The sequence below is a fragment of the Variovorax sp. UMC13 genome (assembly GCF_014170375.1).
Lineage (GTDB): Bacteria > Pseudomonadota > Gammaproteobacteria > Burkholderiales > Burkholderiaceae_C > Variovorax.
In genome coordinates, this window is sequence record NZ_LZZW01000005.1 from 25,149 (window position 1) to 38,394 (window position 13,246).

Here is a 13,246-nt window from a genome sequence, read left to right on the forward strand (position 1 = left end):
CTCTAGCGCAAGTGGATGCCGGCGGGGTGACGTCGCGCGAGAGAAGGCCGCGCCGTGGCGCGGGGTTTCTCAGCCTTCGCTGCGCGGTGTGCGGCGGCGCGGGCGGGGCGGTTCCGCCGGCTCGTCCTGCGGGGCGCCGGCCTGGAGCCGGGCCTCGAGGGCCTCGACCCGCTCGCGCAGGGCGTTGAATTCCTCGATCGAGGGATAGCCGAGGTTGGCCAGCGCGCGCGCCACCCGTTCCTCGAAGATGTTCTCCAGCTTGCCCCAGCCGGCGGCGGTCTTGGTGCCGAGCTCGCTGGCCAGGCCCGCCATGCGGCTCTGCGCCTGGGCCAGCGTTTCCTCGGCCGCCTGCTGGGTCTTCTTCTGCATGCCGGCGCCGTCCTTGACCAGCGCCTCGAAGGCCTTGCTGCCTTCCTGCTGCATCTTGGCGAAGGCGCCCAGGCCGGCCAGCCAGATCTGCTGGGCGGAGTCCTTGATCGGGTCGGCCTTCTTGTCGTCGTCCTTCGTTGCCATGGCAGTGTTCCTCAGTCTTCCTTGCTGACGGCGACGCGGTACCCGTGGGTCTTGAGCAGCGAATGCTGGCGCGAAGCCTCGAGGTCGTTGGCGACCATCTCGCTGATCATCTCATCGAGCGTGATCTCGGGGATCCAGCCCAGGTCCTTCTTGGCCAGCGAGGGGTCGCCCAGCAGGGTCTCAACCTCGGCCGGACGGAAGTAGCGCGGGTCGACCGAGACGACCACGTCGCCCGGCTTCACGCCCGGCGCCGCGTCGCCCTCGACGCTGCGCACCACGGCCTTCTCTTCGACGCCGGTGCCGACGAAGTCGAGCGTGATGCCCAGCTCGGCCGCAGTCTTGCGCACGAAGTCGCGCACGCTGTACTGCACGCCGGTGGCGATCACGTAGTCCTTGGCGTTGTCCTGCTGCAGCATCATCCACTGCATGCGCACATAGTCCTTGGCATGGCCCCAGTCGCGCAGCGCGTCCAGGTTGCCGACGAACAGGCAGGCTTCCAGGCCTTGCGCGATGTTGCACAGGCCGCGCGTGATCTTGCGGGTGACGAAGGTCTCGCCGCGGCGCGGGCTTTCGTGGTTGAACAGCACGCCGTTGCAGGCGTACATGCCGTAGGCCTCGCGGTAGTTCTTGGTGATCCAGTAGGCGTAGAGCTTGGCCACGCCGTAGGGGCTGCGCGGGTAGAAGGGCGTGCTCTCACGCTGCGGGATCTCCTGCACCAGGCCGTAGAGCTCGCTGGTGCTGGCCTGGTAGAAGCGCGTCTTGTCCTGCAGGCCCAGGAGGCGGATGGCCTCGAGCAGCCGCAGCGTGCCGATGGCGTCGACGTCGGCGGTGTACTCGGGTGCCTCGAAGCTCACGGCCACGTGGCTCTGCGCGCCCAGGTTGTAGATCTCGTCGGGCTGCACCTGCTGCACGATGCGCGTCAGGTTGCTCGTGTCGGTGAGGTCGCCGTAGTGCAGGTGCAGCTTGCGGTTCTTCTCGTGCGGATCCTGGTAGAGGTGGTCGATGCGGTCGGTGTTGAACGAGGACGCGCGGCGCTTGATGCCGTGCACCTCGTAGCCTTTTTCCAGCAGGAATTCGGCCAGGTAGGAGCCGTCCTGGCCCGTGATGCCGGTGATGAGTGCTTTCTTGGGGATCGTCATGGTGGGCTTGCTCATTTGGTGTGTGCGACCAGCGCGACGCGGCCGTAGGTGTCGTCGAAGCGCACGATGTCGTCTTCGCCGAGGTAGCTGCCGGACTGGACCTCGATCACTTCGAGCATCGTCTTGCCGGGGTTCTCGAGCCGGTGGACCGTGCCCAGCGGGATGTAGACCGATTCGTTCTCGCGCACCAGGATGGTCTCCTCGTCGCGCGTGACCTTGGCCGTGCCCTTGACCACCACCCAGTGTTCGGCGCGGTGGTAGTGCATCTGCAGCGACAGCTTGGCGCCGGGCTTGACCGTCAGGCGCTTGACCTGGAAGCGCTCGCCGTTGTCCACGCTGTCATAGGCGCCCCAGGGGCGCGCCACGCGGCGGTGCTCGGTGGCCTCGTTGCGGCCTTCGCGGTTGAGCATCGCGACCACGTCCTTGACCTGCTCGGCGCAGGCGGCGCTGGCCACCAGCACCGCGTCCTGCGTGTCCACGATGATCAGGTCCTCGGTGCCCAGGGCCACCACGGGGCGCAGCGGGGCGTGAACGAAGGTGTTGCGCGCATTCAGCGCGCTGGCCATGCCGCTCAGGCGGTTGCCCTCGTCGTCGGCCGGATAGAGCCCGGCCACGGCGTTCCAGCTGCCCACGTCGCTCCAGGCGCCGGCGAAGGGCACGACGGCGATCTGCTGGTGTTTCTCGAGCACCGCGTAATCGATGCTCTCGCTGCGGCAGGCCTCGAAGGCCTCGCGGTTCAGGCGCACGAAGCTGCCGTCGGTGGCCGGGGCCTGGGTGGCCTGCTGGCAGGCGGCAAGGATGTCGGGCGCGTGCTCGCGCAGCGCCGCGATCAGCGTGGAGGCCTGGACCAGGAAGATGCCGGCGTTCCAGAAGTAGCCGCCCTTGAGCAGCAGCGACTGGGCGACCTCGGCGTTGGGCTTCTCGACGAAGCGCACCACGGCCTGGCTGCCCGGCGCCGCGGCCAGCGCCGCGCCGGATTCGATGTAGCCGTAGGCGGTGCTGGGGAAGCTCGGCACCACGCCGAAGGTCACGATGTTGCCGGCCAGCGCGGCGTCGATGCCGGCGCGCACGGTCTGGGCGAACAGCGCGGCATCGGGGATGTGGTGATCGGCCGGCGCGAAGAGCAGCAGGTCGTCGGGGGCGGCCAGCAGGGCGGCCACGGCCATGGCGGCCGCGGTGTTGCGGCCCATGGGCTCGAGCAGCTGGGTGCCGCCGACGCCGGCGGCGTCCATCGCCTCCTGCACCAGGAAACGGTGGTCATCGGCCGCGACGCAGGTGATGCGCGAGTTGAGCACCTGCAGGCGCTCCAAGGTCAATTGCAGCAGGCTCTTGCCGTCGATCAGCGGCGCGAATTGCTTGGGCAGCGACTTGCGCGAGAGCGGCCACAGCCGCGTGCCGCTGCCACCGCAAAGAACAACCGGATGTATGGAATTTGTCATGGTATTTCGCGGAAATGAGGCGGTGATGACGGACGACACAGTGGTTCTTTTCGAGGCCTGGGGCTTCTGAAGAAGTAAAACTAAAGAACTCTTACTTTAGCTGCTAATTGTTTCCAATCGTGTGCTTCATTTGGCGTATTCCCCTATTTTTGGCGCGAAGGGCCCGGGGTATCACTGCGTATGACACCGACACATGGATTCGACCGTTGCAACATGACGGATACATGGTGCCCCGAGGTGCCATTGGCTTGCAATGTGCCATGGATAATGAAGCGCTAGGGCCGACCGACGGCCGATTCAACAGACCCCAGAAGCTTCTCCCACATGATCCTTGTCACCGGCGGCGCCGGATTCATCGGCGCCAACTTCGTACTCGACTGGCTGGCCCAAGGCGATGAGCCGGTCGTCAATCTCGACAAGCTCACTTATGCGGGCAATCCGGAGACGCTGGCTTCGCTCAAGGATGACGCACGCCACGTTTTCGTGCAAGGCGACATCGGCGACAGCGCGCTGGTCGACCGGCTGCTGGCCGAGCACCGGCCGCGCGCGGTGCTGAACTTCGCGGCCGAGTCGCACGTCGACCGGTCCATCCACGGACCCGAGGACTTCGTCCAGACCAATGTGCTGGGCACCTTCCGCCTGCTCGAGTCGGTGCGCGGGTATTGGAGCGCGCTGCCGGCCGACCAGAAGGCCGCCTTCCGCTTCCTTCACGTGTCGACCGACGAGGTCTACGGCTCGCTGTCGGCCACCGACCCGGCCTTCACCGAAGACAACAAGTACGAGCCCAACAGCCCGTACTCGGCCAGCAAGGCCGCCAGCGACCATCTGGTGCGGGCCTGGCACCACACCTACGGCCTGCCCGTAGTGACCACCAACTGTTCGAACAACTACGGTCCCTTCCATTTTCCCGAGAAGCTGATCCCGCTGATGATCGTCAACGCGCTGGCCGGCAAGCCGCTGCCGGTGTACGGCGACGGCATGCAGGTGCGCGACTGGCTGTATGTGAAGGACCACTGCAGCGCGATCCGCCGCGTGCTCGAGGCCGGCCGGCTGGGCGAGACCTACAACGTGGGCGGCTGGAACGAGAAGCCCAACATCGAGATCGTGCACACCGTCTGCGCACTGCTCGACGAACTGAGCCCGCGCGCCGACGGCCAGCCCTACAAGGCACAGATCCGCTACGTGACCGATCGCCCGGGCCACGACCGCCGCTACGCGATCGATGCGCGCAAGCTCGAACGCGAGCTGGGCTGGAAGCCGGCCGAGACCTTCGACAGCGGCATCCGCAAGACCGTGGCCTGGTACCTCGCCAACGGCGACTGGGTGCGCAACGTGCAGAGCGGGGCGTACCGCGAATGGGTCCAGAAGCAATACGACGCCAAGGCTGTCGCATGAAGGTGCTGCTGCTGGGAAAAGGCGGCCAGGTCGGTTGGGAGTTGCAGCGCAGCCTGGCGCCGCTCGGTGAGTTGGTGGCGCTGGACTTCGACAGCACGGATTTCCACGCCGACTTCAGCCGCCCCGAGCAACTGGCCGAGACCGTGCTGAAGCTGCGCCCCGACGTCGTCGTCAATGCGGCCGCGCACACGGCGGTCGACAAGGCCGAGAGCGAAGCGGATTTCGCGCGCACCCTCAACGCGACCGCGCCCGGCGTGGTCGCCGAAGCGGCGCAGCAGGTCGGCGCGCTGATGGTGCACTACTCCACCGACTACGTCTTCGACGGCAGCGGCAGCGCACCATGGAAGGAAGACGACCTCACGGGCCCGCTGAGCGTCTACGGCCGCACCAAGCGCGAGGGCGAGCAGTTGGTGGCGCAGAACTGCGCCAGGCACCTGATCTTCCGAACCAGCTGGGTGTATGCGGCGCGTGGCGGCAACTTCGCCAAGACCATGCTGCGCCTGGCCAAGGAGCGCGAGCGGCTGACCGTCATCGACGACCAGTTCGGCGCACCGACCGGCGCCGAGCTGCTGGCGGATGTCACGGCCCATGCGATCCGCGCCACGCTGGCCGATCCGCACAAGGCCGGCCTCTACCACCTGGTGGCCGGCGGCGAGACGAGCTGGCATGGCTATGCACGCTTCGTCATCGAACATGCCCAGGCGGCCGGCGTCGAACTCAAGGCCGGCCCGGAAGCGGTCGACGCGGTGCCCACCAGCGCCTTCCCGACGCCCGCGACGCGGCCGCACAACTCGCGGCTCGACACCACCAGGCTGCAGTCGACCTTCGGCCTGACACTGCCGCACTGGCAGGTCGGCGTGGCGCGCATGCTGCGCGAAACGCTCTGACAACGAGACCCAGAACATGACCAATCGCAAGGGAATCATCCTGGCCGGCGGCTCCGGCACCCGGCTGCATCCCGCCACGCTGGCGATGAGCAAGCAACTGCTGCCCGTCTACGACAAGCCCATGATCTATTACCCGCTGAGCACCTTGATGCTCGGGGGCATCCGCGACGTGCTGATCATCAGCACGCCGCAGGACACGCCGCGCTTCCAGCAGCTGCTGGGCGACGGCAGCCAGTGGGGCATGAACCTGCAGTACGCGGTTCAGCCCAGCCCCGACGGCCTGGCCCAGGCCTTCCTGATCGGCGAGCAGTTCATCGGCAACGCGCCCAGCGCACTGGTGCTGGGCGACAACATCTTCTACGGCCATGACTTCGCGCAGCTGCTCGGCGGCGCCGACGCGCAAGCCGCGGGCGCGACCGTCTTCGCCTACCACGTGCAGGACCCGGAACGCTACGGCGTGGTCGACTTCGATCCGCAGGGCAAGGCCCGCAGCATCGAGGAGAAGCCGGAGCAGCCCAAGAGCAACTACGCGGTGACCGGCCTGTACTTCTACGACAAGCAGGTGGTGGACATCGCCAAGGCGGTGAAGCCCAGCGCGCGCGGCGAGCTCGAGATCACGGCCGTCAACCAGGCCTACCTGGAGCGCGGCCAGCTGAACGTGCAGATCATGCAGCGCGGCTATGCCTGGCTGGACACCGGCACCCACGAGAGCCTGCTGGAAGCCGGCCAGTTCATCGCCACGCTCGAGCATCGCCAGGGCCTGAAGATCGCCTGTCCCGAGGAGATCGCCTGGCGCGGCGGCTTCATCGACAGCGAGCAGCTGGCCAGACTGGCCGCGCCGTTGCACAAGAGCGGCTATGGCAAATACCTGAGCCACCTGCTGGCGGAAAGAGTGCGCGCATGAAGGCAACCCCCACGGCCATCCCGGACGTGCTGATCATCGAACCCAAGGTCTTCGGCGACGCCCGCGGCTTTTTCTTCGAGAGCTTCAACCAGAAGGCCTTCGACGAGGCGGTCGGCCGCCATGTCGACTTCGTCCAGGACAACCATTCGCGCTCGCGCAAGGGGGTGCTGCGCGGGCTGCACTACCAATTGCAGCAACCGCAGGGCAAGCTGGTGCGCGTCGTGGCCGGCGCGGTCTTCGACGTGGCCGTCGACATCCGCAAGGCATCGCCCACCTTCGGCCAATGGGTCGGCGTCGAGCTCACGGAAGAGAACCAGCGCCAGCTCTGGGTGCCCGCGGGCTTTGCGCACGGCTTCCTGGTGCTCAGCGAGACCGCCGACTTCCTTTACAAGACGACCGACTACTACGCACCGGCGCACGAGCGCTGCATTGCCTGGGACGACGAGCGCATCGGCATCGCATGGCCCGTGCAGGGTTTGACCCCCGCGCTGTCCGAGAAGGACCGCCAAGGCCGCTCGCTTCAGGACGCCGAGGTCTTTTCTTGAGCTCGGTGGCGCGGCGGGCTGCCGCGGGTGCGGATCCGGCAATGAATGATGGGAAGGGAGCACGCAGTGCCAATCGGTCAAGGTAGGGAAAAAGTCAGCGGCGTCGTGGTCGCGTTCAATCGGGCCGACCTGATCGTCACGTGCCTCAAGGGCCTGTCCTTCGTCGACGAACTGATCGTCATCGACAAGTCCTCGACCGATGGCACGGCGGAGTTGGCGGCGCGCTTCGCCGACCGGGTCATCTCCGTACCCTGGAGCCCGGTGGTCGAGCAGACGCGTGCCTTCGCGGTCGCGCAGTGCACGCACGAATGGATCGTCTGCCTCGACGACGACGAGTGCCTGAGCGTCGACGGCATCCGCTTCATCGAGCGGGAACTGGCCGCGCCGCGCGCCGCCGTGTACCTGATTCCGCAACGCCACTACATCCTGGGCCAGCACGACGAGCGCGCCTACTACTGGCCCGAACATCAGATGCGCTTCTTCCGGCGCGATGCCGTGCAGTTCCGCCCGACCGTCCATGACGGCGTGCGCTACGACGACGCGGACGTCTTCCGGATTCCGCCCGAGAGCGGCGCCTGCCTGCATCACCTGTCGCACAAGAACGTGGCGCAGTGGATCGACAAGGCCAACCGCTACACCTCCAATCCCGATCGCGCCCGCCCGGAGCATGCCGGCAACGACCTGCGCGCCTTCGCGCACGACCGCATCGATCGCTACCAGCCGAAATCCACGGAGACGGCATCGGGGTACCCGGTCGCGGTGGGCCTGCTGCGAGGCACCTACGACCTGATCGACCGGCTCAAGACCTGGGAGCAGGAAGAAGGCGTCGACGGCGAAGCGGCTTTTCAGCGCGTGTGCCGCGAACTCGAGGCCGATTACGAGCGCGCGGGCACGCTCAGGCCGCACGCGGCGTCATCGATCGTGCATTCGCACGGACAGCTGCCCGACACACAGGTGCTTCCGGCGGATGGGGCGGCGCTCGAGGCGCTGAAGACGACCATTCGCACGTTGCGCGCGGAGGCCGAGACGGCGCAGGCGGCACGGGCGCGGCAGCAGGCCGACCGTGAGGCGCTGGAGACGGCGCTTCGCCTGGCGGAGCACACCGTCGCCGAGAAGGAGCGCGAGCACCGGCGCGTCGGCACGCTCTACAAGCAGCAGCAGAGTGGGCTGCAGAGTGAGCTGGACGCGGCGCGGTCCGTCGTGCAGCGCATGCAGGCCTCGACCAGCTGGCGCGTGACCATGCCGCTGCGGATGGCCTCGCGCGTCCTGCGGGGCGAATGGTCGACTTTGCGCGCCATGCTTGCGCCGCATGCGGTGCGCTGGGGCAAGCGTGCCTACGGCAGCCTCCCGCTGTCCCGAAATGCCAAGGACCGTCTGGTCCAGGTCGCGTACCGGGTCGCGGGGCCGCTGTTCGAGGGCGTGGTGCACTACGAGGTGTGGCGGCGCCAGCGCGACAAGGCGCCGCCCAAGCCGGTGGGCGAGGGCCCCGTGCCTGAGGAGCGCTACGACGAGGTGCTGGCCTCGCTGCGCTTCGATGGAGTCGAGGCTCCCGAGGTCTCGGTGATCATCCCGACCTACGGCAACCTGCGGCATACCTTGTCCTGCCTGCGGTCCATCGCGCGGCATCTGCCCGCGGCCTCGATCGAGGTGATTGTGGCGGAGGACACCTCCGGCGACGCCGAGATCCAGCGCCTCAAGCCCGTGCCGGGCCTGCGCTTCCTCGAGAACCCGGTCAACCTCGGCTTCTTGCGTTCCTGCAATGCGGCCGTGAAGGCTTCGCGCGGACGCTACGTCTACCTGCTCAACAACGACACCGAGGTCACGCCGGACTGGCTCGACAGCATGCTGCGCCTGTTCGACACGATGCCCGAATGCGGCATGGTGGGTTCCAAGCTGGTGTATCCCGATGGCCGGCTGCAGGAGGCCGGGGGCATCCTCTGGCGCGACGGTTCGGCCTGGAACTACGGCCGGCTCGACGATCCCTCGCGCAGCGTCTACAACTACGTCAAGGAAGTCGACTATTGCTCGGGCGCCTCGCTGCTGCTGCCCAGGGCCTTGTGGGACCAGCTGGGCGGATTCGACGAACTCTATCTGCCGGCCTATTGCGAGGATTCCGATCTGGCGTTCCGCGTGCGTGCCGCCGGCAAGAAGGTGCTCTACCAGCCGGAGTCGGTGGTGATCCACTATGAAGGCATTTCCCATGGCACCAGCACCGGATCGGGCATCAAGGCCTACCAGCTCGCGAACCAGAAGAAGTTCCGTGAGCGCTGGGCCCCCGAACTGAGCAAGTGCCACTTCGAGAACGGGGTCAACCCGTTCAATGCCCGCGATCGTTCGACCGGGCGCAGGACGATCCTGGTGATCGACCACTACGTGCCGCAGCCCGACCGCGATGCGGGATCGCGCAGCATGCGCTGTTTCCTCGACGTGCTCGTGGACATGGGACTCAACGTCAAGTTCTGGCCGTCGAATCTCTGGCACGACCCCGAGTACACGGCGCAGCTGCAGCAGCGCGGCATCGAGGTCTACTACGGCAACGAGTACGCCGGCGAGTTTGCGCAGTGGGCCAAGGAGCATGCGTCGCAGCTCGACTACGTGATGCTCAGCCGTCCCCATGTCGCGCAACAGCACCTGGCAACGATCCGGGCCCATACCAAGGCCAAGATCCTGTTCTATGGGCACGATCTTCACTATGCACGGCTGCTGGGCGAGTACGAGCGCACGCGCGATGCCAAGCTCATGAAGGAGGCGCAGGACATGCGCGTGGTCGAGGAACGCGTGTGGGAGCAGGTCGACGCGATCTACTATCCCTCGGACACCGAGACCGACGAGGTCAAGCGCCGGCTTCCCGGTGCCGTGGCACGCACCATCGTGCCGTACTTTTTCACGGCACGCGACGATGCGGTGCCACGGCTGCGTGAAAAGGCACACCTGCTGTTCGTTGCCGGCTTCGGACACCCGCCGAACGTCGATGCCGCCAAATGGCTGGTGAACGAGATCTTCCCTCTGGTGCGGGAGCGCGTTCCCGGTGCGAGCCTGAGCCTGGTGGGCTCCAATCCCACGGCCGAAGTCAAGGCGCTGGCCGCACCCGACGTGCGCGTCACCGGCTATGTGAGCGATGCCGAACTGGCCGATTTCTACCGCCGCGCCGCGGTGGCGGTGGTTCCCCTGCGCTTCGGCGCGGGCGTCAAGGGCAAGGTCGTCGAGGCGCTGCATCATGGGCTGCCGATCGTGACGACCTCGGTCGGTGCGCAGGGGCTGGCCGGCCTGCCGGAGGTGGCGCTGGTGCGCGACGAAGCGCTGGGCTGCGCGGACGCCATCGTGCACCTGATGAGCGATCAGGCCGCCTGGAACGACGCCGCGGCAAAGGGCGCGGCCTATGTGGCGGCAAACTTCTCGCCCGAGGCCATGCGGCGGATCTTTTTGCTGGACATCGAGGCGCCGCCGCCCTGCGCGGTGGACGCCAAAACTGCGTCGAGGACCCTATGAAGAATTCCATGGCCACCCGCCCGGTGCTGCTGCGCGCACGGGCACCGCTGAGGCTGGGCCTGGGCGGCGGCGGGACCGACGTCTCGCCTTATTCGGATCGTTTCGGCGGCCAGGTCCTGAACGTGACCATCGACAAGTACGCCTATGCGACGCTCGCGCCGGCGCCCGAAGGCACGGTGGAGCTGATCGCCGCGGACAGCGGCGTGTCCTGGCAGGGCGAGGCCGCGCCCGTGCTGACGCGGGTCAAGGGGCTCGACCTTCACGTCGGCGTCTACAACCGGGTCGTGCGCGACTTCTGCGACGGCCAGCCGATGAGCGTGTCGATCACCACCCATTCCGAGGCGCCGCCCGGCTCGGGCCTGGGTTCGTCGTCGACGATGGTGGTGGCGATCCTGCAGGTCTTCTGCGAATACCTGTCGCTGCCGCTCGGCGAGTACGAGATCGCCAAGCTGGCCTACGAGATCGAGCGTGACGATCTGGGCATGGCGGGCGGCAAGCAGGACCAGTATGCGGCGACCTTCGGCGGCATGAACTTCATGGAGTTCTATGCGGACCGGGTGATCGTCAATCCGCTGCGCATGAAGCACCACATCAAGGCCGAGCTCGAGTCCTCGCTGGTGCTCTACTACACCGGCGTCTCGCGCGAGTCGGCCAAGATCATCGCCGAACAGACGGCCCACATCGAGCAGCGCGACGAGAAGCCCCTGGAGGCGATGCACCGCGTCAAGGCCGAGGCCCGCGCCATGAAGGAAGCCGTGCTGCGCGGCGACTGGGACGCTTTCGCCAGCTCGATGCGTACCGGCTGGGAAGAAAAAAAGAAGCTTGCCAGCAGCATCAGCAATTCGGCGATCGACGAGGTCTACGATGCGGCCATCGCGGCGGGTGCACTCGCCGGCAAGGTGTCCGGGGCTGGCGGCGGCGGGTTCATGATGTTCTTCGTCGAACTGTCCAAGCGGCCGGCCGTCATGAAACGGCTGAGCGAGTTCAATGGCCAGGTCTTCACCTGCAACTTCACCGAGGGCGGCGCCCATTCCTGGAGAAAAAGTTGAAAAATTTCATCGAACAAGAGATCGACAAGACCCTCGCGGTCATGACGGCGATTCGCGCGAGTGACAGCCTGCGCCAGCAGATACAGACCGCTGCGGAGCAGATCGCCGCGGCATTCCGGCGGGGCAACAAGGTCCTGCTCGCAGGCAACGGCGGCAGCGCCGCGGATGCGCAGCACATCGCCGGCGAGTTCGTCAGCCGTTTCATGTACGACCGGCCTGGACTTCCCGCCTTTGCGTTGACCACCGACACCTCGGTGATGACCGCGATCGGCAACGACTACGGCTACGAGAAACTGTTTGCGCGCCAGGTGCAGGCCGTGGGGGTGAAGGGCGACATCCTCTGGACCTACTCCACCTCCGGCAAGTCGCCCAACGTGCTGCTGGCGATGAAGGAGGCGCGCGCCGCGGGCCTGTACACGATCGGCTTCACCGGCCAGCGCGGCTGGGCGGACGCCGGCCTGTGCGACCTGTCCATCGAAGTGCCGTCGACCGAAACGCCGAAGATCCAGGAAGGGCATGCGCTGATCGGCCATATCGTCTGCGGCCTGGTCGAGGCCGAGATGTTCCCGCGTCCATGAAGCCGGTCGTCATCCTGGCCGGCGGCTTCGGTACGCGCTTGCGTTCCGTCGTCTCCGAACTGCCCAAGCCGCTGGCGCCGGTCGCCGGCCATCCCTTTCTCTGGTGGCTGCTGCGCACCCTCGAAGCACAGGGCGTGCGGGACGTCCACCTGTCGACCGGCTACAAGGCCGAATTGATCGAGGCCGCCTTCGGCGACCGTTTCGGCGCCATGCGACTGCGCTACGTCGTCGAGGACGAACCGCTGGGCACGGGCGGAGCCATCCTTAAGGCCTCGCGCGGCATCGAGGACGACGCCTTCTTCGTGCTCAATGGCGACACGCTCGCAGTCGTCGATCTGGCCGCCATGGTGCAGGCCGCGCAGGGGCACCGCGCCGACGTGACACTCGCGGTCGCGCAGGTGGAGGACGCCAGTCGCTACGGAACCATCGGCATCGACGAAGGCCATCGGGTCACCGCCTTCCGCGCAAAGGGTGCGCCGGGGCCGGGCTTCATCAGCGCCGGCGTCTACCTGATCGAGCGCGCCGTGCTGGATTCGGCGGCGTTGCCGGCGAAATTCTCCATCGAACAGGACTTCTTCGAGCGCGAGTTGCAGCGCTTGAACATCGCTGCCTTCCCCGCGGTCGAGGCCTTCATCGATATCGGTGTGCCGGACGACTATGCGCTGGCGCAGACGAAGATCCCTTCGCTCGTCGGTTCGCCGTGACGCCTGCGCTGTTTCTCGACCGCGACGGCGTGATCAACGTCGATCACGGCTACGTGCATCGCGCCGAAGACACCCAGTTCGTGCCCGGCATCTTCGAACTGGTCCGTGCCGCCAACGAGCGCCAATGGCCCGTGGTGGTCGTGACCAACCAGGCGGGCATCGGCCGGGGCTTCTATACGGAAGAGATCTTCCACGGCTACATGCAGTGGATGCGTGCGCGCTTCGTCGAACATGGCGCGCGGCTGGACCACATCTATTTCTGTCCGCACCATCCCACGCACGGCCTCGGCCCCTATGCGCTGGCCTGCGATTGTCGAAAGCCGGCCCCCGGCATGCTCCTGCGGGCCATCGCCGAACACGACATCGAGCCGGGGCGGTCCGTGATGGTGGGCGACAGCCCGAAAGACGCCGCGGCGGCCCAGGCCGCGGGGGTGGGACGGATATTTCTTTTGAATGACGAGGCCAATCCTCACGAGGTGCGCCATGGCACTGTGCAGAATGTCAGCTCGTTGGCCGCGTTGAAGCAGCAACTCTGGCCCGCCCCCTGAACCCCCTGCATGGCCCTCTGTGGCCACAAGGAGCGTCTTGTGAATGTGCACTGTCC

12 protein-coding genes are annotated in these 13,246 nt (G+C 66.8%); 9 read left to right on the top strand and 3 right to left on the bottom strand.

Annotation, left to right across the window (positions count from 1 at the left end; translation table 11 throughout):
* Positions 1 to 69 precede the first annotated feature (69 nt).
* From A9977_RS03320 to A9977_RS03330, 3 genes are read right to left on the bottom strand one after another with little or no spacing between them, the layout of a single operon-like run.
* On the bottom strand, positions 70 to 513 hold the full coding sequence (locus A9977_RS03320; protein ID WP_183023460.1) for a phasin family protein: 444 nt from the start codon (positions 511 to 513) through the stop codon (positions 70 to 72).
* Positions 514 to 524: 11 nt separating this feature from the next.
* Complete coding sequence (gene gmd, locus A9977_RS03325) at positions 525 to 1,667, bottom strand: GDP-mannose 4,6-dehydratase (RefSeq protein WP_259651799.1); 1,143 nt, start codon at positions 1,665 to 1,667, stop codon at positions 525 to 527.
* A complete protein-coding gene (locus A9977_RS03330; RefSeq protein ID WP_183023461.1) occupies positions 1,664 to 3,091 on the bottom strand; it encodes a mannose-1-phosphate guanylyltransferase/mannose-6-phosphate isomerase in 1,428 nt (475 codons plus the stop codon). Before A9977_RS03330 ends, gmd begins: the two co-directional genes overlap by 4 nt.
* Positions 3,092 to 3,415: 324 nt before the next feature.
* Here A9977_RS03330 and rfbB point away from each other — a divergent pair, with 324 nt between their 5' ends.
* The 9 genes from rfbB to A9977_RS03375 all read left to right on the top strand — a co-directional run bounded on the left by rfbB (position 3,416) and on the right by A9977_RS03375 (position 13,190).
* Entirely contained in the window at positions 3,416 to 4,486 is a 1,071-nt protein-coding gene (rfbB, locus tag A9977_RS03335; RefSeq protein WP_183023462.1) for a dTDP-glucose 4,6-dehydratase, read from the top strand.
* Positions 4,483 to 5,373 carry a dTDP-4-dehydrorhamnose reductase gene (rfbD, locus tag A9977_RS03340; RefSeq protein ID WP_183023463.1) on the top strand — a complete coding sequence of 297 codons (891 nt, stop codon included), beginning with the start codon at positions 4,483 to 4,485 and terminating at the stop codon, positions 5,371 to 5,373. Before rfbB ends, rfbD begins: the two co-directional genes overlap by 4 nt.
* 16 nt (positions 5,374 to 5,389) lie before the next feature.
* The gene (rfbA, locus tag A9977_RS03345) at positions 5,390 to 6,277 is read left to right on the top strand and encodes a glucose-1-phosphate thymidylyltransferase RfbA (RefSeq protein ID WP_183023464.1); all 888 of its coding nucleotides are present in this window, start codon (positions 5,390 to 5,392) and stop codon (positions 6,275 to 6,277) included.
* A complete protein-coding gene (rfbC, locus tag A9977_RS03350) occupies positions 6,274 to 6,822 on the top strand; it encodes a dTDP-4-dehydrorhamnose 3,5-epimerase (protein WP_183023465.1) in 549 nt (182 codons plus the stop codon). The genes rfbA and rfbC overlap by 4 nt, the downstream gene beginning before the upstream one ends.
* Positions 6,823 to 6,888: 66 nt before the next feature.
* Positions 6,889 to 10,311, top strand: coding sequence for a glycosyltransferase (locus A9977_RS03355; protein WP_183023466.1), 3,423 nt, complete (start codon positions 6,889 to 6,891; stop codon positions 10,309 to 10,311).
* A gap of 8 nt (positions 10,312 to 10,319) precedes the next feature.
* On the top strand, positions 10,320 to 11,360 hold the full coding sequence (locus tag A9977_RS03360) for a dehydrogenase (RefSeq protein WP_183023467.1): 1,041 nt from the start codon (positions 10,320 to 10,322) through the stop codon (positions 11,358 to 11,360).
* Positions 11,361 to 11,401: 41 nt separating this feature from the next.
* Positions 11,402 to 11,938 carry a D-sedoheptulose 7-phosphate isomerase gene (locus A9977_RS03365; RefSeq protein ID WP_183023497.1) on the top strand — a complete coding sequence of 179 codons (537 nt, stop codon included), beginning with the start codon at positions 11,402 to 11,404 and terminating at the stop codon, positions 11,936 to 11,938.
* Entirely contained in the window at positions 11,935 to 12,642 is a 708-nt protein-coding gene (locus tag A9977_RS03370; protein ID WP_183023468.1) for a nucleotidyltransferase family protein, read from the top strand. The genes A9977_RS03365 and A9977_RS03370 overlap by 4 nt, the downstream gene beginning before the upstream one ends.
* Entirely contained in the window at positions 12,639 to 13,190 is a 552-nt protein-coding gene (locus A9977_RS03375; RefSeq protein WP_183023469.1) for a D-glycero-beta-D-manno-heptose 1,7-bisphosphate 7-phosphatase, read from the top strand. The genes A9977_RS03370 and A9977_RS03375 overlap by 4 nt, the downstream gene beginning before the upstream one ends.
* The last annotated feature ends 56 nt before the right edge of the window (positions 13,191 to 13,246 follow it).